Annotated in this window: 18 protein-coding genes, 1 tRNA gene and 1 pseudogene; 3 read left to right on the top strand and 17 right to left on the bottom strand. The window is 68.3% G+C overall.

The genetic code is table 11. The features are described from left to right. Position 1: 1 nt before the first annotated feature. From AC6CH0_RS11865 to AC6CH0_RS11850, 4 genes are all read right to left on the bottom strand, one after another. Positions 2–2,380 carry a transglycosylase domain-containing protein gene (locus tag AC6CH0_RS11865; protein WP_498100948.1) on the bottom strand — a complete coding sequence of 793 codons (2,379 nt, stop codon included), beginning with the start codon at positions 2,378–2,380 and terminating at the stop codon, positions 2–4. Between the two features lie 184 nt (positions 2,381–2,564). Next, positions 2,565–2,639: transfer RNA gene (locus AC6CH0_RS11860), tRNA-Gln, on the bottom strand. 98 nt (positions 2,640–2,737) lie between these two features. Then, complete coding sequence (gltX, locus tag AC6CH0_RS11855; RefSeq protein WP_498100946.1) at positions 2,738–4,252, bottom strand: glutamate--tRNA ligase; 1,515 nt, start codon at positions 4,250–4,252, stop codon at positions 2,738–2,740. Positions 4,253–4,263: 11 nt separating this feature from the next. Next, the gene (locus AC6CH0_RS11850) at positions 4,264–5,205 is read right to left on the bottom strand and encodes a LysR family transcriptional regulator (protein WP_498100944.1); all 942 of its coding nucleotides are present in this window, start codon (positions 5,203–5,205) and stop codon (positions 4,264–4,266) included. Positions 5,206–5,286: 81 nt separating this feature from the next. Between AC6CH0_RS11850 and AC6CH0_RS11845 the strand changes: the two genes are divergently transcribed. Beyond that, entirely contained in the window at positions 5,287–6,318 is a 1,032-nt protein-coding gene (locus AC6CH0_RS11845; protein ID WP_498100942.1) for an aminotransferase class V-fold PLP-dependent enzyme, read from the top strand. An 81-nt stretch (positions 6,319–6,399) separates the two neighbouring features. On the opposite strand, the gene AC6CH0_RS11840 is transcribed toward AC6CH0_RS11845, so the two are convergent. From AC6CH0_RS11840 to AC6CH0_RS11815, 6 genes and pseudogenes are all read right to left on the bottom strand, one after another. Then, positions 6,400–7,173, bottom strand: coding sequence for a fumarylacetoacetate hydrolase family protein (locus tag AC6CH0_RS11840; RefSeq protein ID WP_498100940.1), 774 nt, complete (start codon positions 7,171–7,173; stop codon positions 6,400–6,402). A gap of 84 nt (positions 7,174–7,257) precedes the next feature. Continuing rightward, a pseudogene (locus AC6CH0_RS11835) lies at positions 7,258–7,747 on the bottom strand (DNA alkylation repair protein); the annotation flags it as partial. A 38-nt stretch (positions 7,748–7,785) separates the two neighbouring features. Further along, the gene (locus AC6CH0_RS11830) at positions 7,786–8,295 is read right to left on the bottom strand and encodes a GNAT family acetyltransferase (protein ID WP_498100938.1); all 510 of its coding nucleotides are present in this window, start codon (positions 8,293–8,295) and stop codon (positions 7,786–7,788) included. Beyond that, a complete protein-coding gene (locus AC6CH0_RS11825; protein WP_498100936.1) occupies positions 8,292–9,407 on the bottom strand; it encodes a branched-chain amino acid aminotransferase in 1,116 nt (371 codons plus the stop codon). Before AC6CH0_RS11825 ends, AC6CH0_RS11830 begins: the two co-directional genes overlap by 4 nt. Positions 9,408–9,430: 23 nt before the next feature. Next, on the bottom strand, positions 9,431–10,492 hold the full coding sequence (locus AC6CH0_RS11820; protein WP_498100934.1) for a 3-isopropylmalate dehydrogenase: 1,062 nt from the start codon (positions 10,490–10,492) through the stop codon (positions 9,431–9,433). Between the two features lie 74 nt (positions 10,493–10,566). Further along, complete coding sequence (locus AC6CH0_RS11815) at positions 10,567–12,111, bottom strand: MFS transporter (RefSeq protein WP_498101120.1); 1,545 nt, start codon at positions 12,109–12,111, stop codon at positions 10,567–10,569. A gap of 112 nt (positions 12,112–12,223) precedes the next feature. On the opposite strand from AC6CH0_RS11815, the gene AC6CH0_RS11810 reads away from it, so the two are divergent. Then, positions 12,224–12,799 carry a TetR/AcrR family transcriptional regulator gene (locus tag AC6CH0_RS11810; protein WP_498100932.1) on the top strand — a complete coding sequence of 192 codons (576 nt, stop codon included), beginning with the start codon at positions 12,224–12,226 and terminating at the stop codon, positions 12,797–12,799. A gap of 127 nt (positions 12,800–12,926) precedes the next feature. Here the strand turns inward: AC6CH0_RS11810 and serA are convergent, their stop codons facing one another. From serA to AC6CH0_RS11790, 4 genes are all read right to left on the bottom strand, one after another. Next, the gene (gene serA / locus AC6CH0_RS11805) at positions 12,927–14,516 is read right to left on the bottom strand and encodes a phosphoglycerate dehydrogenase (RefSeq protein WP_498100930.1); all 1,590 of its coding nucleotides are present in this window, start codon (positions 14,514–14,516) and stop codon (positions 12,927–12,929) included. Between the two features lie 149 nt (positions 14,517–14,665). Continuing rightward, a complete protein-coding gene (locus AC6CH0_RS11800; protein WP_498100928.1) occupies positions 14,666–15,049 on the bottom strand; it encodes a hypothetical protein in 384 nt (127 codons plus the stop codon). Position 15,050: 1 nt separating this feature from the next. Then, complete coding sequence (locus AC6CH0_RS11795) at positions 15,051–15,530, bottom strand: DNA polymerase III subunit gamma/tau (protein WP_498100926.1); 480 nt, start codon at positions 15,528–15,530, stop codon at positions 15,051–15,053. Positions 15,531–15,590: 60 nt separating this feature from the next. Further along, positions 15,591–16,331 (bottom strand): copper homeostasis protein CutC, encoded by a 741-nt coding sequence (locus AC6CH0_RS11790; RefSeq protein ID WP_498100924.1) that lies wholly within the window; start codon positions 16,329–16,331, stop codon positions 15,591–15,593. Positions 16,332–16,486: 155 nt separating this feature from the next. Here AC6CH0_RS11790 and AC6CH0_RS11785 point away from each other — a divergent pair, with 155 nt between their 5' ends. Continuing rightward, complete coding sequence (locus AC6CH0_RS11785) at positions 16,487–17,323, top strand: hypothetical protein (protein WP_498100922.1); 837 nt, start codon at positions 16,487–16,489, stop codon at positions 17,321–17,323. Positions 17,324–17,502: 179 nt separating this feature from the next. On the opposite strand, the gene ilvC is transcribed toward AC6CH0_RS11785, so the two are convergent. Genes ilvC through AC6CH0_RS11770 form a run of 3 tightly spaced genes read right to left on the bottom strand, consistent with a single transcriptional unit; the run spans position 17,503 to position 20,901 of the window. Next, the gene (gene ilvC, locus AC6CH0_RS11780) at positions 17,503–18,567 is read right to left on the bottom strand and encodes a ketol-acid reductoisomerase (protein ID WP_498100920.1); all 1,065 of its coding nucleotides are present in this window, start codon (positions 18,565–18,567) and stop codon (positions 17,503–17,505) included. A gap of 13 nt (positions 18,568–18,580) precedes the next feature. Next, positions 18,581–19,090 carry an acetolactate synthase small subunit gene (gene ilvN, locus AC6CH0_RS11775; protein WP_498100918.1) on the bottom strand — a complete coding sequence of 170 codons (510 nt, stop codon included), beginning with the start codon at positions 19,088–19,090 and terminating at the stop codon, positions 18,581–18,583. Between the two features lie 2 nt (positions 19,091–19,092). Continuing rightward, a complete protein-coding gene (locus AC6CH0_RS11770; RefSeq protein WP_498100916.1) occupies positions 19,093–20,901 on the bottom strand; it encodes an acetolactate synthase large subunit in 1,809 nt (602 codons plus the stop codon). Positions 20,902–20,942: the final 41 nt, after the last annotated feature.

The raw sequence follows: 20,942 nt of genomic DNA, 5'->3' as shown, positions 1-20,942 counted from the left end.
GTCAGCCGTCGCGCCCCGGGGGCCCGTTTCCGTCGGGTCCACCGCCCCTCGGTCCATCGGCCGGCGGCTCGCCCGAGTCGCCTCCGTTCAGCTGCTCGGGCCCGGGGGCGACCGAGTCGGCCGGCGCCGACGTCGGCGGTGCGACCGGCCCCGGACCCGCGACCGTGAACGGATCGCCGCCGTACTTCGCCGCGGCGACCGACATGACCATCGGCCACATGCGGTGGCGCGCGGTCGCCGCCTGACCGCTGTCGAAGGAGATGGCGCGCTGGTTCGCGTCGCCGTTCACGCTCACGACGCCGGCGACCGTTGCGACCTTCGAACTCGCGCCCGCCATCCACGTGTCCTTGTTGCCGTCGGTCGTGCCGGTCTTTCCGATCAGCGGCACGCGGGGGTTCACGCCGCTGTTCGAGGCGGTCGCCGTGCCGCTCGTCATGACGAGCTGCATCGCGTAGTGCATACCCGCAGCCACTTCGGGTGAGACGGCGGGAGTGCACGCCGAGGTCGGGACTGCCACCTCGTTGCCGTCGCGATCGACGATGCGATCGATCGCGACCGGACTGCAGGTGACCCCGTTGTTCGCGATACCCGCGAACGCGACGGCGAGGCTCAACGGTGCCACTTCGTTCGTCCCGATCACCGTCGATGGATATTGCTCGAGCGGCGCACCGTTGGCCCGGTGCATTCCGAACGCCTCGGCGGTCTTGCGGATGCCGCAGAGGTCGAGCTTCTTCGCCATGCCGATGAACCCGGTGTTGATCGAGCCGATCGTCGACTCGAGCGCCGTGTAGTTGGCGCCGGCCTCGTTCGCATCGTTCTTCGGGTTCCATGACCCGGTGTTCTGCGGCCCGTGGCAGCTGTCCTGGAAGGTGCCCCAGTTCGCCTTCGGCCGGGAATCGACACGCTCGCCGAGCGAGTGCCCCTCGTTCAGCCATTGAGCGAGGGTGAAGACCTTGTAGGTCGATCCCGGCTGGAACCCGCTCGAGCCGCCCTGCGCGTAGTCGGTGTTGTAGTTGATGCTCGTGAACTGCGGCCCGCTCTGGAGCACGTTCGGGTCCTGGCTGTACCGCTTGTTCTGCGCCATGGCGAGTACGCGCCCGGTGCCGACCTGCACGCTCGAGATCACGCTCCCGACGTCCCATCCGGGGTAGGTCTGCGGCACGTTCTGGGCGATCGCATTCTCAGCGGCCATCTGGAGGTCGAGGTCGAGGGTCGTATAGACGTCGTAACCTCCGCGGCGGAAGTTCTGCATACGTGTCGCGGCGTCTTCGCCGAAGGTCGGGTCGGTCTGCAGGATGTTCTTCACGTAGTCGCAGAAGTACGCCGATCCGCCGGCGGTCTGGCACCCGGTGCTCGGTTCCGTGATCGCCGGCTGCACCGGCGTTGCCACCGCAACGTCGTATTCCTCTTGCGTGATCTTCTTCTCGTCGAGCATGTGGAACAGGATGTAGTCGCGACGCCCCTGGTTCCTCGCGTAGCCGTTCGCTGCTCCATTGGTCTCGCTGTCGGGCCGGTCGAGCTGGAATTCGACAGGGTTGTTCACGATGGCCATGAGCGAGGCCGCTTGGGCGAGCGTGAGATTCGCTGCCGTGGTGCTGAAGTAGTAGTTCGCTGCTGCCTCGATGCCGTAGACCGTGCCACCGAAGCCCGCGATGTTCAGGTAGCCGAGCAGGATGTCGTTCTTGGAATACCGCTTCTCAACACCGATCGCGAGCCGCATCTCTTTCAGCTTTCGCTCGATGCCCGCATTGCCTTCGGATTCGGTCGCAGCCTCGTAGCACTCGATCTTCTCCTCCTCGACGAGCGCGAATCGCTCATCGGGAGTCAGCGCGGCGACCTCGTCGTCCGTCAGGTCCTCGAGCGCGGTGACATGCGCCTCACCCTCGCATTCCTGCACGCGCACGTTCTTGACGTACTGCTGTGCGATCGACGACCCGCCCTGGGTTTCCCCACCGCCCGCGGTCTTCAGTGCGGCGCGCACGGTGCCCTGCAGGTCGACGCCCCCGTGCTCGTAGAATCGCGGGTCCTCGCCGGCGATCGCAGCGTCCTTCACGTACTGGCTGATGGCGTCCCAGCCGACTTCGACGCGGTTCTGGTCGTAGAACGAGGCGAGGAGCACCGGATTTCCGTCGTTGCCCGTGGCGTAGATGTTGCTCTTCTCCGAGAGTTCATCGATCTCGAGGTAGCCGGGCAGCTTGTCGAAGATGCCGATGGTTCCGGATGCTGCGATACCCACGGTCGCGAGCGCAGGCGTGACTCCGGCCACGACGAGCATGGCGGCGGCGGCGCTCGTCGCGATCAGTCCGATGAAACCGCCGATCACCCCGAGCGGGGTGCGCGTCTCTTCGAAGTCACGATTCCGCAGGTTCCGAGAAACCATGGCTCACCCATTTCCTGCCGGCATCTCACGATCACCATCGAGCCCGTAGGGAGACTCGAACGGTGCCGACACTTCAATGGAAGCGCAGCGCACCCCCGATGTCCAGCCCACAGGCCGACGAGATCCATGCGCGGTCTCGGGAGACAAAAAAGGCCCGGATGACCGGGCCTTCTTCTCGAAAAACTGGCTGGGGTACCTGGACTCGAACCAAGAACAACGGTACCAGAAACCGCCGTGTTGCCAATTACACCATACCCCAAAGGCGGAAACCGAAGTCCCCGGCCGACATGTAACTCTAGCCTACGGCGAGGCGCCCGCCAAACTGAGCAGCGCTCACGCGGCGGGCGCGCGTCGTGGTCAGACGATCAGCGCCGACAGTCGGTCGATGCGCTCGATCGAGTCGATCTTGCCGAGGATCTGCATGGACTCGAACAGGGGCGGCGAGACTCGCCGGCCCGAGATCGCCGTGCGAACCGCACCGAAGGCGACGCGCGGCTTCAGCGCGAGGCCGTCGACGAGTGCGGCACGCAACGCCTCCTCGATCTGCTCATGGGTCCATTCCCCGGCCGGCACCCGATCGAGTGCATTCCGGGCCGCGCTGAGCACCGTGGGTGCATCGGCGGTGAGCGCGGCGACGGCGGCCTCGTCGACCTCGAGCGATGCGGCATCCCTGAACAGGAACCCCAGCATGCCGGGCGCTTCGCCCAGCAGTGCGATGCGCTCCTGCACAAGGGGTGCACCCTCGATGAGCAGGGCCTCTTCACCGGGCGTGATCGGTGTCGAAACGGCGCCGGCGGTTTGGAGGTACGGCACGGTGCGTGCCGCGAAATCCGCGGCGTCGAGCTGGCGGATGTGATCTCCGTTTATCGACTCGGCTTTCTTCAGGTCGAAGCGAGCGGGGTTCGGATTCACATTCTCGACGTCGAAGGCGGCGACGAGTTCGTCTCGGTTGAATACATCCCGATCGGCGGAGTACCCCCAGCCGAGGAGCGCGAGGTAGTTGAGGAGCCCCTCGGGGATGAATCCCCGATCTCGGTGATGGAACAGATTCGACTCGGGGTCGCGCTTGGAGAGCTTCTTGTTGCCATCGCCCATGACGTAGGGCAGGTGGCCGAACCGCGGCACGAATGACGTCACGCCGATGTCGATGAGCGCGTGATAGAGCGCGATCTGGCGGGGCGTCGACGAGAGCAGGTCTTCGCCGCGCAACACGTGCGTGATGCCCATGAGCGCGTCGTCGACGGGATTCACGAGCGTGTAGAGCGGGGCGCCGTTCGGGCGAACGACCACGAAGTCGGTGGTGTTGCCGGCGGGGAAGGTGATCTCACCGCGCACGAGGTCGTCGAAGCCGAGGTCGACCTCGGGCACCCGGAGGCGCAGAGCTGGTTCGCGGCCTTCGGCGCGGAAAACAGCGCGCTGCTCGTCGGTGAGGTCGCGGTCGAAGTTGTCGTAGCCGAGCTGCTTCGGCCGGCCGGCCGCCTCGTTGCGGGCATCGATCTCGTCGGCGGTGGAATAGCTCTCGTAGACGTGCCCGGAAGCCTTCAACCGCCCGATGACCTCGGCGTAGATGTCGGCGCGCTGCGACTGGCGGTAGGGCGCGTGCGGCCCTCCGATGCCGACGCCTTCGTCCCAGTCGAGGCCGAGCCACGTGAGCGCATCGAGAATCTGCTCGTAGCTCTCTTCGCTGTCGCGCGCGGCATCGGTGTCTTCGATGCGGAACACGAACGTTCCCCCGGTGTGCCGGGCATAAGCCCAGTTGAACAGGGCCGTGCGCACGAGGCCGACGTGCGGCGTGCCGGTCGGTGAAGGGCAGAAGCGCACACGGATGTCGCTACCGGTGGCCTGGGTCGTGGGGTGAGCTGTCTCAGACATACCCCTCAATGCTATCGAGCGGCGAGCGTGGCCAGTACGGCGAGGGCGGCTGCCACCGCCGGCACCCGGTCTGCGCCTCGCGCGGTCACGAGATGCAGCGACCGCACGTCGGCTCGCGCGGTCGGCCTCGCGACGACGTCGGCGTGCCGCGGCGACGCTGCGAGTGCGAGCGCCGGCAGCAGGGCGACGCCGAGACCCTGCGCGACCATACCCTCGACCGCGATGAAGTTGTCGGTCTCGAAGGCGATGCGCGGCGCGAAGCCGGCCGCGCCCGCGAGTTCGAGCAGGTGTCCACGGCAGCGGGGACACCCGGCGATCCAGGGTTCGTCGCGCAGCATCTCGAGCTCGACGACTTCGGATGCCGCGGCCGCGTGCCCGATCGGGAGCACGAGCCGCATCGGCTCATCGCCGAAGGCTCGCACGTCGAGACCGCGCGCGCTCGCCCGGTGCGGATCATCGCGGTCGCCCGGGTAGCTGAAGGTGATCGCGAGGTCGGCCTGGTCGGCGCGCACCGCCTGCACAGCCTCGGGCGGCTCGGCCTCGACGTAGGTGACCTCGATTCCGGGGTGGGCGTTGGCGAGTGCCGCGATGAGTCGTGGCACGAGCGTCGCCGAGGCCGACGGGAAGGCGACGAGCCGGACCCGGCCCGCCCGGAGCCCCTGGATCTCGGCCAGCTCGTCGGCGGCCGCCTCGATGGCGCTGGCGACCGCGTGGGCGTGCCGCGCGAGCACCCGCCCCGCTTCGGTCAGGCGGATGCCGCGGCCCACCCGTTCCACGAGGGCGATGCCCGTGCGATCCTCGAATCGTCGCAGCTGCTGGCTCACTGCGGGTTGGCTGTAGCCCAATGCGTCGGCCGCCGCGGTGAGCGAGCCGTGCTCCGCGATCCGGCGCACGACTCGCACCGTCTGCAGGTCGAGTGCAGCGGCGAGGGCGTCGATCGAGGTATTCGGCATGCCCGAATCATAACGAAAAGGCATGCATGCCATCGCGCACTGGCGCTTGTCGAATGAATCGGCCGGGTCGAGACTGGGCAGATGCACCCCTCGCGCACACGATTCGCCGCCGGCCGTGGGTACCTCGCGGCGTGTACCCTCGGCCTGCCGGCCGACGTCACCCGCGATGCCGTACGGCACGATCTCGAGCGCTGGAGCACCGGCACCGCGAGCGGCGCCGACTACTCGACCACCCTCGAGCGGGCACGCACGCACGCGGCGACGCTGCTCGGGCGCAGCCCCGGCGAGATCGCCACCGGCTCGCAGGTCTCCGTGTTCACGGGCATCGTCGCTGCATCCGCCCCCATCGGCGCCGAGATCGTCTGCGTCGAGGGCGACTTCTCATCGGTCGTCGGGCCCTTTCTCGCCCGAGGCGACCTGCGGCTCCGCCACGTGCCGCTCTCCGCCCTCGCGGAGGCCGTGACCGACTCCACGTGGCTCGTCGCCTATTCGCTCGTGCAGTCCGCGACGGGCGAGATCGCCGACGCCGCATCCATCGCCATCGCCGCGCGTGCCGCCGGCGCACTCCTCCTCATCGACACGACGCAGGCGACGGGCTGGATGCCGACCGACGCCCTCGACGCCGACATCGTCATCTGCCATGCCTACAAGTGGCTGTCGGCGCCGAGGGGCGCCGCATTCGCGTCGTTCTCAGCTCGCGCGCTCGACGAGATCACGCCGCACACCGCCGGCTGGTACTCGGGCGCCGACCCGTGGGCGTCGTGCTACGGACCTGATCTGCACCTCGCCGGCGACGCCGGCCGCTTCGATGTCTCCCCCGCGTGGCATGCCTGGGCAGGCGCTGAACCCGCACTCGAATTCGCGGCGTCGCTCGACATGGCGCAGGTGCGCCGCCATGACCTCGGGCTCGCGAACGCGTTCCGCGAGCGACTCGGTCTCCCGGCGTCCGACAGCGCGATCGTCTCCTGGCCCGATGCCGACGGTGCCGCGCTCGCGGCCCTCACGGCCGCGGGGCTCACCGCGTCGGGGCGGGCCGGCCGCGCTCGAGCGGCGTTCCACCTCTGGAATGACGAAGAAGACGTCGAACTCGCCGCGAGCGCCCTCGGGCGCTGACACGCCGGTCGAGCAGCGAGGCGTGTCGCGAGCCCGAAACCGTGGTCTCGATACGGCGCCGGCTCAGCGGCTCGACCGGCGTCAGCTTGCTGAGCGCACCGGGTTCGCAAGGGTTCCGAGACCGGACACACTGACCTCGACGACGTCGCCGTCGACGATCGGTCCGACACCGGCTGGCGTGCCGGTGAGGATCACGTCACCAGGCAGCAGGGTGAAGACGCTCGAGGCATAGGCCACGATCGCGGCAACGGAGTGCACCATGTCGGCGAGACGACCCGACTGCCGCTGCTCGCCGTTGACGCTTGTCTGGATCGTGCCGGACTCGAAGTCGACGTCGGTGTCGATCACCGGCCCGAGCGGGCAGAACGAGTCGAAGCCCTTCGCACGGGCCCATTGCCCGTCACGCTGCTGCAGGTCGCGCGCGGTGACGTCGTTGGCGATCGTGTACCCGAAGATGTAGCTGTCGGCATCGGCCTCCGCGACGTTCTTCGCGATGCGGCCGATGACGACGGCGAGCTCGCCCTCGTGCTCGACGCGCTCGCTCTGCCTCGGCAGAACGATCGCATCACCGGGCCCGACGACCGCGGTGTTCGGCTTCAGGAACAGCAGCGGCTCGGCCGGTGCTTCCCCGCCCATCTCGGCGGCGTGGTCGCGGTAGTTCTTGCCGACCGCGACGACCTTCGAACGCGGAATGACCGGGGCGAGCAGCTTCGCATCGGTGAGCTTCACTCGCGCGCCGGTCGGCTCGTAGCCCGCAAACATGGGGTCGGCCTTCAGCACGACGAGCTCGTGCTCCTCTTCGTCGACGATGCCGAATGCGATGGTGTCGTCGTGACTGAAACGCGCGATCTTCATGCCCTCAGCCTACTGAGCGATACCCGGGGGTTCGCCGAGCGTCGTGCACGTCTGCTTATCCGGCGAGCTGCCTGCGCACCATCTCTGCACTCGATCAGGAGCCTGCTGTATCTCGGCCTCGATCGTGTCGAGCATGGCCGGCAGGTCGAGCGACTCTGGCGACTTCACGATCCGGTCGGCGTTCAGCGCCCAGGCGGCACTGACGACGAGCGGATCCGCGTCGTCGAGCCACGCGAGGCGAAGCGGTTCGGCGTGCGGGCTCTTCTTTCACGACGTAGTTCACGAGCCAGTCGTGGCCCTTGGGCGAGCGCTCTTCACGCATCATGGCGTCGAGTTCGTCGGCGGTGAAGCTCTTCGGGCGGCAGATCAGGATCGCGAGCAGCCGCGAAGCAGTGTCGCCGCTCGCCCAGAGCCCGTGGGCGAGCTCGTGATCGGTCTTGACCGCCTTGGCGAGCCCGCGGAGCTGGGCGAGGTTCACGCCGTGCGGGTCACCACGCCGCTCGTTGGCCTCTCGCGTCTTCGGGTCGTCGAGCGCGGCGAGTTCCGACTGCACTTCGGCGATCGAGTGCGGCACGGTGTTCCTCCTCGGCGGTTCGACCCTCGAGATTCAGCCTACCGAGGCCCGGCCCCGACGGGCAGGCCTGGGTGATCGCCGGAGATGTCGGGAATCAGCCGCTTGCCGAGGCTCACCACCTCGTCGTCTGCGTAGCCGAGCCGCTCATAGAAGGCGATGACCGCCTGGTTCGAGGAGCGCACCTGCAGGTTGAGCTTGGCGCACCCCCGCTCGACCAGCAGCCGCTCGGCCTCTCGCATGAGCGCCCGGCCCAGCCCGGTGCCGCGCCGGGGGTCGGCGACGGCCAGGTAGTTCACCCAGCCTCGATGTCCGTCGTAGCCGATCATCGCGGTACCGATCACGGCTCCGCCGAGCGCTTCGCCGAGCTGAGCATCGTCGGCTGTGGCGACCAGGAACAACTCGGGCTGTACGGTGAGCTTGCGCTCGATGTCGCGGTACGGATTGTTCCACGGTGTCACGAGGCCGGCGTCTCGCCAGAGTTCGACGACGGCCTCAGTCTCGGCGACCTCGAACGGGCGGATTCGGAACCCCGCGTGCCCCGAGCTCACGCGTCGAGTCGGGTCATCCAGCCGTGACGGTCTTCGGCACGGCCGTACTGGATGTCGGTCAGTTCCTGACGCAGTGCGAGCGCGAGAGCGGATGCCTCGGCGCCCGCGTGCACGATCTCGAAGTCGGTGCCGAGCAGGCGCCCGATGGGCACGACCACCGCAGCGGTGCCGCAGGCGAATGCTCCGACGATCTCGCCCGAAGCCGCCCCCGAACGCCACTCGTCGAGTGAGACGTTGCGACGCTCGACCGCGTGGCCACGATCGGTCGCGAGCTGGAGGATCGAGTCGCGTGTGATGCCCTCGAGGATCGAGTCCGACTCGGGCGTGACGAGCGTCCCGTCACGGCGCACGAGCACGATGTTCATGCCGCCGAGCTCTTCGAGATTTCCGGCGTCGTCGAGGAACGCGACCTGCTGGCATCCCTTCGCGTAGGCCTCGGCCTGCGGCAACAGGCTCGACGCGTAGTTGCCACCGGTCTTGGCCGCACCCGTGCCGCCCTTGCCGGCGCGCGCATAGTCCGTCGAGAGCCAGATGCTCACCGGCTCGACGCCGCCCGGGAAGTAGGCGCCCGCCGGGCTCGCGATGACGTAGTACGCGACCTTCTTCGCCGGACGCACCCCGAGGAACGCCTCTTTCGCGAACATGAACGGCCGCAGGTACAGGCTCGTCTCGGGCGCGCTCGGCACCCAGTCGGCGTCGACGGCGATCAGGTGCTTCAAGGACTCGATGAAGATCTCGCTCGGGAGTTCGGGCAGCGCCAGCCGTCGCGCCGAGCGCTGCATGCGAGCGGCGTTCTCGAATGGGCGGAAGGTGCGGATCGAGCCGTCGGCATGACGATACGCCTTCATGCCCTCGAAGATCTCCTGCGCGTAGTGCAGCACCGCGGCGGCCGGGTCGAGCGAGATGGGACCGTAGGGCGAGACGCGCGGGCGGTGCCATCCGCCCTTCTCCGACCAGCAGATGTCGACCATGTGATCGGTGAAGTGGTTGCCGAAGCCGGGATCGGCGAGGACCGCCTCGCGTTCGGCCGGCGACTTCGCCTGCTCGTTGCGGGTGACCTGCCAGATGAGACCGGCGGCGGAGGGAGCCTGGAGCGGGAGGTTGATCGTCATGATGTGTCCTTCGATGCGCTGGATCAGTCGAGTGCGCCGATGCGATCGGCGATGGCATCGCCGACCTCGGAGGTCGATCGCCGACGGTCGCCGCGTTCGGCGATATCGGCGATGACGGCCCGCTGCACCTTCGCCGCGGCATCCGCCCGACCGAGGTGGCCGAGCAGGAGTGCGACGGAGAGGATCGCGGCGGTGGGGTCTGCGATGCCCTTCCCTGCGATGTCGGGGGCGGAACCGTGAACCGGCTCGAACATGCTGGGGAATCGGCCGTCGGGGTTGATGTTGCCCGAGGCTGCGAGGCCGATGCCGCCGCTGATTGCGCCGGCCAGATCGGTGAGGATGTCGCCGAAGAGGTTGTCCGTGACGATGACATCGAATCTAGCAGGATCGGTGACGAGGAAGATCGTCGCGGCGTCGACGTGCAGGTAGTCGACCGTGACGTCGGGGTACTCGGCGGCGACGGCGTCGACCGTGCGCTTCCAGAGCGAGCCCGCGAAGACGAGCACGTTCGTCTTGTGCACGAGCGTGAGCTTCTTGCGCGGGCGAGCGGATGCCGCGGCGAACGCGTACCGCACCACCCGTTCGACTCCGAAGGCGGTGTTGACCGACACTTCGTTGGCGACCTCGTGCGGGGTGCCGGCGCGAATCGCACCGCCGTTTCCGACGTACGGCCCCTCGGTGCCCTCGCGGACGACGACGAAGTCGACGTCTCCGGGGTCCGCGAGCGGGCTGGGAACGCCCGCATACAGCACGGACGGCCGCAGGTTCACGTAGTGGTCGAGCTCGAAGCGCAGCCTCAGCAGCAGGCCGCGCTCGATGTTGGCCCCGGCGAGACGCGGGTCGCCGGGGGCGCCGCCGACCGCGCCGAGGAGGATCGCATCGTGCGCGCCGATGGCCGCGAGGTCGTCGTCGGTGAGCACGTCACCGGTCTCGAGATAGCGCGCGGCGCCGAGCGAGAAGCGGGTCTGCTCGAAGGCGACATCCGTTCCCTCCGTTGCGGCGGCGAGCGCCTTGAGCGCCTCGCCGACCACTTCGGGCCCGATCCCGTCACCGGGAATCACCGCGAGCTTGACCGTGTCCACCATGAATGCTCCTTCGTGCGCCAGCCCTCCCAGCGTACTGGCCGAGCGCGCGAGTGGCACCCGCGGGCGCCCACCGCTCAGTCGTGGCCGGCGACGCCCTTCGGGTTGCGCAGTGCGAGCGCTGCGACGAGGGCGGCAGCGACCATGAGCGCCACGCCGATGAGCGAAGTGATCACGACTCCCTCGTCGAAGGCGAGGGCCGCGGATGCCGCGAGCTGTTCGCCGACCGCAGTGGGCACCTGTTCCGCCACCACGGCGGCTCCGGCGAGGGTCTCGCGTGCGGTCGCCGCCTGTGCTCCGCTGAGCGCCGCCGGCAGTTCGAGAGCCGTGCGATAGTGCGCCGCGAGGATCGAGCCGAGCACCGCCGTGCCGAGTACGGCACCGAGCTCGTAGGCCGTCTCGGAGACCGCCGAGGCGGCACCGGCCTTCTCAGGTGCTGCACTCGAGAGGATCAGTTCGTTCGAGACCGTCTCGGCGGCGCCGATGCCGATGCCGAGTAGCACGAACGCGAGCACGACCGGGGCGATCGATTCGGCTGTCGCGCTGAACGCGATCACCGCGTAGCCCGCGGCGGAGAGCAGCAGGGCCACGGGAACGAGGATGCGGGGGCGCACCCGGCGCGCGATCGGCACCACGACGAGCCCGGCGATGATCATCGCGACGAGACCGGGCACCAGCGCGAGGCCGGCCGCCACCGGGCTGAGGCCGGCGATGAGCTGGAGGTGCTGCGACACGAAGTACAGGAACCCGACGAGTGCGATCACACTGAACAGGTTCACGAGCACCGCGCCGCCGAACGAGCCCTGGCGGAACAGCCGCACGTCGAGCAGGGGCGAGTCCGACGTGAGCTGTCGCCGCACGAACCACACCCCGCAGAACACCCCGAACACGATCGCCTGGATGCCGAAGCCCGAGAAGCCCTCTGTGGCGAGCGACTTGATTCCGTAGACCACCGGTCCCATCGCGGCGAGCGAGAGCAATGTGCTCGGCAGGTCGATGCGGCCCGGAGCAGGGTCGCGGCTCTCGGGGATGAGCAGGGGCACGAGCACGAGCATCGGCACGAGGACGGGAACGGCGAGCAGGAAGACCGAGCCCCAGTGGAAGTGCTCGAGGAGCACTCCGCCGACGAGCGGGCCGAGCGCGCTGCCGGCCGCGAAGCCCGTGGCCCAGATGGCGATCGCGAGGCGGCGCTGCTCGCGATCGACGAAGACCGTTCGCAGCAACGAGAGCGTCGAGGGCATGAGCATCGCACCGAAGAATCCGAGCGCGGCGCGGGCCGCGATGAGCGCTTCGGCCGTGGGAGCGAAGGCGGCGACGATCGAGAGCAGCGCGAAGCCGACCGATCCGATGAGGAGCATCCGACGACGCCCGAAACGGTCGCCGGCACTGCCCATCGCCACGAGGAGGCCGGCGAGGACGAGCGGGTACGCGTCGATGATCCACAGCTGCTGCGCGGCGGTCGGTGCGAGATCGCGGGAGATCGCGGGCAGTGCGAAGCTCAGCACGGTGTTGTCGACCGAGACCAGCAGTACCGGCAGCATCAGCACCGCGAGGGCGACCCAGGCGCGGCGGGGTGCTCGCGACGTTCGAATCACGGATGCCGCGGCATCCGTCGTGCGCATCGTGTCGGTGGAATTCAGGTGAGTGTCGTTCATCATGTCGTTTCCCATTACTTTACCGTCCAGTCGGTATAGTAACAGATGTGACCGCCGCCCACGAAGTAGCATCAGGCTCATGAGTCGACCGCCTGCGGCCCGCGATGCCGTGCTCGATGCGTTCGAGCGCCTCATCATCGCCGACGGCGAACGCGGAGCGACCCTCGAAGCGACGGCACGCGAAGCCGGGGTCTCCAAGGGCGGGCTGCTCTACCACTTCGGTTCGCGGCACGCCCTGATCGCCGGCCTCATCGAACGCCTGCACCGGCTCATCGACGACGACGTCGAACGCATCCACTCCGCCCCCGAGGGCGCGATCTCGTACTTCGTGCGTTCCTCCGTCGACCTCGAATCACCACTCGACCACAGCTTCGTCGCCACCGTGCGCCTCGCCCAGGGCGGCGATCGTGAGGCAGCGCACGCGATCGACGCCGTTCGCTCGCGCTGGCTCACCGAGATCGGTCGTCACGTCGACGACTCCGCGCTCGCACTCGCGATCACGCTCATCGGCGATGGGCTCTACTACCACTCCGCCCTCCGCGCCGAGGTCGTCGCCGAGGCCGGCCAGGTCGGAGGCGACGACATCGGTCCGAAAGAGATGGACGAACTCGTCGACCTGCTCGAACGCATCGCGCGCGAATCGCCGGTCGAGTAACGCGTAGCGCGTATCGAGACCCCGCCTGGCAGGCCTCGATACGCTTCGCTACTCGACCGGCGGAGCGAAGCCGTCGACCAGCGGAGTGACGCCCGTCGACAAGCTCAGGAGTGGCCCCGGCCGATCGCTACTCGGAGATGTCGATCTCGACGAAGACACTCGCGTCGATCGCCACGCGCACCCGCTCGAGCACCTCGGCCGGAACCGGAGAGTCGACCGTGAGCACGCTGAGCGCGCGGCCGCCGGCCTCTCGGCGAGCGATCTGCATGCCCGCGATGTTGATGCCGGCCTCGCCGAACTCCTGGCCGTAGACGGCGACGATGCCCGGACGGTCGGCGTATTCCATGACGATGTGGGTCGTCGCGATCGGCACCTCGAGCTCGTAGCCGTTGACTCCGACGAGCTTCTCGATCTGCTTCGGGCCGGTCAGCGTGCCCGACACCGAGACCTGCGTGCCGTCGGCGAGCGCACCCGTGAGCGTGATCACGTTGCGGTACTCCGGCGATTCGGCCGAGGTGATCAGCCGCACGTCGATGCCGCGCTGCTCGGCGAGCAGCGGCGCGTTGACGTACGACACCGTCTCGCTCACGACGTTCGTGAAGACGCCCTTGAGCGCCGCGAGCTTGAGCGCGCTCACGTCGTAGTCGGCCAGTTCGCCGCGCACCTCGACGTCGAGGCTCGTGAGCGGCCCGTTCGCCACGCCCGCAAACAGCTGGCCGAGCTTCTCGACGAGCGGAATACCGGGGCGGACGTAGGGGTCGATGACGCCACCTGCGACGTTGACCGCATCGGGAACGAGCTCGCCGGCGAGGGCGAGCCGCACCGACTTCGCGACGGACACGCCGGCTTTCTCTTGCGCCTCGTCGGTCGACGCGCCGAGGTGCGGGGTGACGACGATGTTCGGGAGGCCGAGCAGCGGCGAGTCGCGCGGCGGCTCCGAGACGAACACGTCGACCGCTGCACCGGCGATCGTCTTGTTCACGAGCGCGTCGTGCAGCGCATCTTCATCGATCAGCCCACCACGAGCGACGTTCACGACGAACGCCGTGGGCTTCATGCGAGCGAGCTGCTCGGTGCCGATCATGCCCGTGGTCTCTGGCGTCTTCGGCATGTGGATCGTGATGAAGTCGCTCTGCTCGAGCAGCTCGTCGAGGCTCACGGTCTGCACGCCGAGCTGCTGCGCACGAGCGGCCGTGATGTACGGGTCGAACGCGATGACGTTCGTGCCGAACGCCTGCAGACGAGCCGCGATGAGCGCGCCGATGCGGCCGAGACCGATGATGCCCACCGTCTTCTCGTACAACTCGACACCGGTGAAGGCCGACCGCTTCCACTCCCCCTGCGCGAGCGCCGCGTGCGCCGCCGGGATGTGCCGAGCGAGGCTGAGGATGTGGCCGACGGTGAGCTCGGCCGCAGAGATGATGTTCGACGTGGGCGCGTTCACGACCATCACGCCCGCGGTCGTCGCGGCCTTGATGTCGACGTTGTCGAGACCGACGCCGGCACGGGCGACGACCTTGAGCTTCGGAGCTGCGGCGATCGCCTCAGCATCGACCTTGGTCGCCGAACGCACGAGGATCGCGTCGGCGTCGGCCAGCGCCGCGAGCAACGCGGACCGATCGGTACCGTCGACGGACCTGACGTCGAAGTCGGGGCCGAGGGCCTCGACGGTGGCGGGCGAGAGTTCTTCAGCGATCAGCACGACCGGCTTTGACACGAACGATTCCTTCGGGGCGATGCGCACGCTCGACGATGCGACTTGCGGTGGGATGCGCCACACGCCGTCGGGGCGCCTACCCGATCACTCTACTGGAGCCGACGCGCGGCGATCGTTCTGTGACGTTGTGCTCGCAGGCGAGCGGGAACTCACGAGAAGTCGAGGCCGCCGAGCTCGAACAGTGCGGCGATGTCGGCCGAGAGCACCTGGACGACGGCGAACCCCGCGACGAAGAGCAGGACCTGCGGCAGCGGGCCCCGCCGACGGCCGAGCCGGAACACGACGGCATAGACCAGGAAGGGCACGATGAGGCCGACGATGAGGAGCGTGACACCGAACCCGGTGAGCGCGACACCAAGCTCAGCGGCGGAGACGTTGAGGCCGACGAGATTGCCGATCGCCTCCCACACGTCATATGCGAAGAAGACGCCGAACGCCACGGCGATCGTGACCGCGAGCCAGAGCGGCGTCGCCGGGCGAGCGGATGCGGCGGAATCGACGCCGGGCTCGGGGGGAACGGGTGCCTCGGTCATCTCAACCTCGCAACAGGAACGGGACGGGAACGAGCAGCACTGCCCCGGCGATCAGCCAGATGAGGCGTGCCCGGTGTCGACCGGCGGTGAGCCACAGCGCCGCAGCGAACCACAGCGGCGCCGCGGCGACAGCGAGCCACCGCCCGAGCACGTACATGAACTGCGCGACCGGGTCTGCGAGGAGGGGCAGGTCGTCGAGCGCCGCGAACAGCCAGCCGACCGCGTACAGCAGGTAGACGCCGCCGAGCACCCCGAGCAGCACGAGTTCGGCCGAACCGGTCTGCGCGGGGTTCGAATCCTCGGAACGGTCGCCGGCGACCTCATCGTCTTCGAGGGAAGCTTCGGGCGCCGGACCCGTGGGTGCGTCGCCGGCAGCGTGCTCGACGTGCGCCGGCCCACCCACAGCTTTCCAGCCGGGCGCGAGCGTGGGATCTTCGTCGCCCTCCCAGCGCAGCGCGTCGTCGTCGGAATCGCGGGTCATGGACACCACCCTAGCGATCGGCGGGCGCGGTCACGGGTACGCCGGGTGGCGGCGCATCCGTCATCGCCGAGCGATGCCGGCGGCGGCGACGGCGGCCCGCACGAGACCCGGATCGGTGACGTCGAATCCGTCGACGCCGCCGCCCGGCCCGCTCGCCCCGCCCCTGGTCGTCGTGCCGCGCGCCGAGAGGTGCACGGCATCGACCCCTGCGGCGGCGAGTTCGGCGATGTCGGCGATGCGCACCCCGCCGCCGGCCATGATCTCGAGTGCGGTCGCCTCGGAAGCCATCCGTCGCAACGTCTCGATACCCGAACGACACTCGGGGGCTCCGCCCGAGGTGAGCACGCGGCGCACGCCGAGTGCGGCGAGCATCGCGACCGAGGCACGCGGGTCGGAACTCGCATCGACCGCTCGGTGCACCGTCACGTCCCTGCCGGATGCGGCATCGACGAATCGACGGATCACGTCGACGTCGAGATCGCCGGCCTCGGTGAGCGCGCCGACGACGACGCCGTCGGCACCGTGATCGAACGCGGCACGGATGTCGCGCTCGATCGTGTCGAGCTCGTCGGCGTCATAGGCGAAGCCGCCGCCGCGAGGTCGCACGAGCACATGCACGAACGCCGGAACCGCCGCGCTGCGCGCCTCGTCGGCCGCAGCCTCGATGAGCCCGGCCGACGGCGTCAGCCCGCCGAGCGAGAGCGCCTGGCAGAGTTCGACCCGCGTGGCGCCCGCGGTCAGGGCGATGCGCACCCCCGCGACATCCTGAACGGCGATCTCGAGTGAAAGGAGTCCTGGCATTCCCGACACGCTACCCGGTTGCCGCGGCCCCGGCGCACCGACCCCGGCTCGCGATCCGGTCGGCTCGCGCCACCGCGCGACGCGTCGCTCTCCCCCTCACGACGGCGCGTCCAATATGCTCATCGCGGCACCCGAACCCCTTTGGAAGGACGAACGTGGCAGAGCAGCAGAAGAAGAAGGTCGTTCGAGTCGAACCGACCACGGCCTCCGGCAGCGATTCGGCCGCACGATCCGATGCTCCGGTGTGGAAGCCGACACCCGAGGCGAAGAAGCAGGCCACGACGTTCCGCCTCATCGCCGGCGGCCTCTGGCTGCTCGCGATCGCCGGCGAGGCCTTCGCGATCTTCTGGGTGCTTCGGCAGGTGCCCGTGAACATGGTGCTGCTCATCGCGCTGATCGTCGTCATCGGAGCGCTCGCGATCGGCGGATCGTTCCTCTGGAAGAAGGCCAATCGCCTGGACCCTGCGTCGAAGGAGGACTCGGTTCGGTTCTTCGTGCAGAACCAGCTCGGCGCGATCATCGCCGTGATCGCGTTCCTGCCGCTGATCATCCTGGTCTTCACGAACAAGAACATGGACGGCAAGCAGAAGGCACTCGCCGGCATCATCGCGATCGTCATCGGCGGCGGCGCCATCGCGCTGGGCGTCGACTACAACCCGGTTTCGGTCGAGCAGTACACCGAGGAGTCGAACACGATCGAACAGCTGACCGGTCAGGACCTCGTGTACTGGACCAAGTCCGGAACCGTCTTCCACGTCTGCGCCGAGGTGCCGGACGTCAACAAGGAGTCGAAGGACGGCCAGATCTACGAGGGCACGGTGGCCGACGCCCACGCCGCCGGTAAGGACCGCCTCGTGAGCTACTGGGACCGAGAGGCCGTCAACTACTGCGGATACACCCAGGAGCAGGTCGACGCGGTGACGGCCGGCGCAGCGACCGAGGAACCCACCGAGGAGACCGAAGCACCCGAGGAGACCCCCGAGGCCGAGTGACCTCGGCTCGCCCGAAGCAACGACGAAGCCCCGCCCGGATCAGATCCGGGCGAGGCTTCCTCGTCACTCAGGGTCAGCGGTGTCCGCGCGCGACCTCACCATCGGCCTGCACGGACGAAGTCCGGGCAGTATCGGCACAGTGTCGCGCGACGACTGCGTCGACGGTGGGCGTCCGCGCTCTAGCGCGCGACTTCGCCGTCGACGTAGTCGTCGTCGTTCGAGGCGTTCCAGGCGAAGAGCTTGCGGAGCTCGCGGCCCGTGGCCTCGATCGGGTGCGCCTCGCCCTTGGCGCGGAGCTCGAGGAACTCCTGCGCGCCGTTGTCCTGGTCGTCGATGAAGCGCTTCGCGAACGCGCCCGACTGGATGTCGGCGAGCACGGCCTGCATGTTCTCCTTGACGTGCGGGTCGATGACTCGGGGCCCCGAGACGTAGTCGCCGTATTCGGCCGTGTCGGAGACCGACCAGCGCTGCTTGGCGATGCCGCCCTCCCACATGAGGTCGACGATGAGCTTCAGCTCGTGGAGCACCTCGAAGTAGGCGACCTGCGGCTGGTACCCGGCCTCGGTCAGGGTCTCGAAGCCGTACTGCACGAGCTGCGAGACACCGCCGCAGAGCACGGCCTGCTCACCGAACAGGTCGGTCTCGGTCTCTTCGGTGAAGGTCGTCTTGATGCCACCGGCACGCAGGCCGCCGACGGCCTTGGCGTAGCTCAGCACGAGGGGCCAGGCGTTGCCCGAGGCATCCTTCTCGACCGCGACGATCACGGGAACGCCGCGACCCGCCTCGTACTCGCGGCGCACGGTGTGGCCGGGGCCCTTCGGCGCGACCATGACGACGTCGACGCCCTCGGGAGCCTCGATGTAGCCGAAGCGGATGTTGAAGCCGTGACCGAAGACGAGGGTCTTGCCCTCGGCGAGGTTGTCTTTGATGGACTCCGCGTAGATGTGGCGCTGGTACTGGTCGGGAGCGAGGATGACGATGACGTCGGCGGATGCCGCGGCGTCGGCGACGCTCAGCACCTGGAAGCCGGCCTCTTCAGCCTTCGGCTTCGACTTCGAGCCCTCCTTGAGCCCGATGACGACCTCGACACCGGAGTCGCGGAGGTTCTGCGCGTGCGCGTGGCCCTGCGAGCCGTAGCCGATGACCGCGACCTTCTTGCCCTGGATGAGCGCGAGGTCGGCGTCTTTGTCGTAGTAGATCTCAGCCATGATGCTGTTCATTCTCCTTGGTAGTGGTCTGTGCAATTCGTGAAGACGGTCAGTTCTTGAAGACACGCTCGGTGATGGACTTGCCGCCACGGCCGACTGCGAGAAGGCCCGACTGCGCGATCTCTTTGATGCCGTACGGCTCGAGCACCTTGAGGAACGCGGTGGTCTTGCCGGAGTCTCCGGTGATCTCGATCACGAGGGCGTCGGTCGAGACGTCGACGACGCGAGCGCGGAAGAGGTTGACCGCTTCGAGCACCTGCGATCGGGTGGCGTTGTCGACGCGCACCTTGATGAGCAGGTGTTCGCGCTGCACCGACTGCGCCGGGTCGAGCTCGACGATCTTGATGACGTTGATGAGCTTGTTCAGCTGCTTCGTCACCTGCTCGAGCGGCAGATCTTCGACATCGACGACGACCGTGATGCGGCTGAGACCCTCGATTTCGGAGTGACCGACGGCGAGCGACTCGATGTTGAACCCGCGACGGGCGAAGAGCCCGGCGACGCGGGTCAGCAGGCCCGGCTTGTCTTCCACGAGGAGGGAGAGCACGTGTGTCGACATGGTCAGTCCTCCTCGCTGAACGCCGGCGAGTGGTCGCGAGCGTATTGGATGTAGCTGTTCGAGACGCCCTGCGGCACCATCGGCCACACCATGGCCTCTGCCGAGACGACGAAGTCGATCACGACCGGGCGGTCGTTCGTCTCGAGCGCGAGCTTGATCGCGTCGTCGATCTCCTCTTCTTTCGTGACGCGGATGCCGAGCGCGCCGTACGCCTCGGCGAGCGCCACGAAGTCGGGGATGCGCACGGTGTCATGACCCGTGTTCAGGTCGGTGTTCGAGTAGCGGCCGTCGTAGAACAGGGTCTGCCACTGGCGCACCATGCCGAGCGAGGAGTTGTTGATGATCGCGACCTTGATCGGGATCTTGTTCAACGTGCAGGTGGCGAGCTCCTGGTTGGTCATCTGGAAGCAGCCGTCGCCGTCGATCGCCCAGACCACGCGCTCGGGTTCTGCGACCTTCGCGCCCATCGCCGCGGGAACCGCGTAGCCCATGGTGCCGGCGCCACCGGAGTTCAGCCAGGAGTTGGGCCGCTCGTACTTGATGAACTGCGCCGCCCACATCTGATGCTGGCCGACGCCTGCCGCATAGACCGCCTCGGGCCCGGTGAGCTCGCCGATGCGCTGGATGACCTGCTGCGGAGCGAGCAGGCCGTCGGACGGCTTCGAGAAGCCGAGCGGGAACTCCGAACGGAGTCCGTCGAGGGTGGCCCACCACTCGTCGAGATCGGGAGCGGCGGTCTGAGCCGCGACGACGTCGCGGTAGGCCGCTTCGAGGTCGACGAGCACGTCTTTCGCATCGCCGACGATGGGCACGTCGGCGACCCGGATCTTCGAGATCTCTGCCGGGTCGATGTCGACGTGCACGACCTTCGCGTTGGGCGCGAACAGCGCGGCCTTGCCGGTCACGCGGTCGTCGAAGCGAGCGCCGAGCGCGATCAGGAGGTCAGCCTCCTGCAACGCGATGACCGCGGGCACGGTGCCGTGCATGCCCGGCATGCCGAGGTGCTGGGGGTGCGAGTCGGGGAACGCGCCGCGGGCCATGAGCGTGGTGACCACGGGGGCGTTCGTCGTCTCGGCGAGCGTGCGGAGCTCGTCGGATGCGCCGGAGCGGATGACGCCGCCGCCCACGTACAGCACCGGACGCTTCGCCTCGGCGAGCATCTGCGCAGCGGCCGCAACCTGCTTGCCGTGCGCCTTGGTGATCGGCCGGTAGCCCGGCAGGTCGAGCTTCGGCGGCCAGCTGAACATGAACTTGGCCTGCTGCGCGTCTTTCGTGATGTCGACGAGCACCGGGCCGGGGCGGCCGGTCGTCGCGATGTGCACCGCGGCCGCGAGCGTCGCCGGGATCTCAGCGGGGTCTTTCACGAGGAAGGAGTGCTTCGTGATCGGCATGGTGATGCCGACGATGTCGGCCTCTTGGAATGCATCGGTGCCCATGAGGTTCGAGAACACCTGGCCGGTGATCGCGAGCATCGGCACCGAATCCATGTGCGCGTCGGCGATCGCGGTGACGAGGTTCGTCGCGCCGGGGCCGGACGTCGCGATCGCGACACCGAGCTTGCCCGAGGACGACGCGTAACCCTCGGCGGCGTGGCCGGCGCCCTGCTCGTGACGCACGAGGATGTGGCGCAGCTTGCGGCTCTCGAAGAGGGGGTCGTAGACGGGGAGGATCGCGCCGCCCGGCAATCCGAACACATCGGTGATGCCGAGCATCTCGAGCGAGCGGACGACTCCCTCGGCGCCCGTGATCTCCACGGGCGCGCCGGGAGGCACTGGGGCGGGCGATGGCACGGGACTGGATTCCGTGGACATTCGGTTCCTGTTCTGGTGGACGGTGTGTGCGGGAAGCGCAG

This window comes from Agromyces sp. GQ35 (genome assembly GCF_059758475.1).
The sequence above is the reverse complement of the archived record's forward strand: the minus strand, read 5'-3'. Positions and strand labels throughout refer to the sequence as shown.

What these genes read in the sequence shown, in the direction of transcription:
- AC6CH0_RS11840 (WP_498100940.1), bottom strand. Translation starts at nt 7,173, where the DNA reads ATGAAGATCGCGCGTTTCAGTCACGACGACACCATCGCATTCGGCATC.
- AC6CH0_RS11845 (WP_498100942.1), top strand. Translation starts at nt 5,287, where the DNA reads ATGCACCCCTCGCGCACACGATTCGCCGCCGGCCGTGGGTACCTCGCG.
- AC6CH0_RS11770 (WP_498100916.1), bottom strand. Translation starts at nt 20,901, where the DNA reads ATGTCCACGGAATCCAGTCCCGTGCCATCGCCCGCCCCAGTGCCTCCC.
- AC6CH0_RS11795 (WP_498100926.1), bottom strand. Translation starts at nt 15,530, where the DNA reads ATGACCCGCGATTCCGACGACGACGCGCTGCGCTGGGAGGGCGACGAA.
- AC6CH0_RS11815 (WP_498101120.1), bottom strand. Translation starts at nt 12,111, where the DNA reads ATGCGCACGACGGATGCCGCGGCATCCGTGATTCGAACGTCGCGAGCA.
- AC6CH0_RS11820 (WP_498100934.1), bottom strand. Translation starts at nt 10,492, where the DNA reads ATGGTGGACACGGTCAAGCTCGCGGTGATTCCCGGTGACGGGATCGGG.
- AC6CH0_RS11800 (WP_498100928.1), bottom strand. Translation starts at nt 15,049, where the DNA reads ATGACCGAGGCACCCGTTCCCCCCGAGCCCGGCGTCGATTCCGCCGCA.
- AC6CH0_RS11850 (WP_498100944.1), bottom strand. Translation starts at nt 5,205, where the DNA reads ATGCCGAATACCTCGATCGACGCCCTCGCCGCTGCACTCGACCTGCAG.
- ilvN (WP_498100918.1), bottom strand. Translation starts at nt 19,090, where the DNA reads ATGTCGACACACGTGCTCTCCCTCCTCGTGGAAGACAAGCCGGGCCTG.
- AC6CH0_RS11865 (WP_498100948.1), bottom strand. Translation starts at nt 2,380, where the DNA reads ATGGTTTCTCGGAACCTGCGGAATCGTGACTTCGAAGAGACGCGCACC.
- gltX (WP_498100946.1), bottom strand. Translation starts at nt 4,252, where the DNA reads ATGTCTGAGACAGCTCACCCCACGACCCAGGCCACCGGTAGCGACATC.
- AC6CH0_RS11790 (WP_498100924.1), bottom strand. Translation starts at nt 16,331, where the DNA reads ATGCCAGGACTCCTTTCACTCGAGATCGCCGTTCAGGATGTCGCGGGG.
- AC6CH0_RS11810 (WP_498100932.1), top strand. Translation starts at nt 12,224, where the DNA reads ATGAGTCGACCGCCTGCGGCCCGCGATGCCGTGCTCGATGCGTTCGAG.
- AC6CH0_RS11825 (WP_498100936.1), bottom strand. Translation starts at nt 9,407, where the DNA reads ATGACGATCAACCTCCCGCTCCAGGCTCCCTCCGCCGCCGGTCTCATC.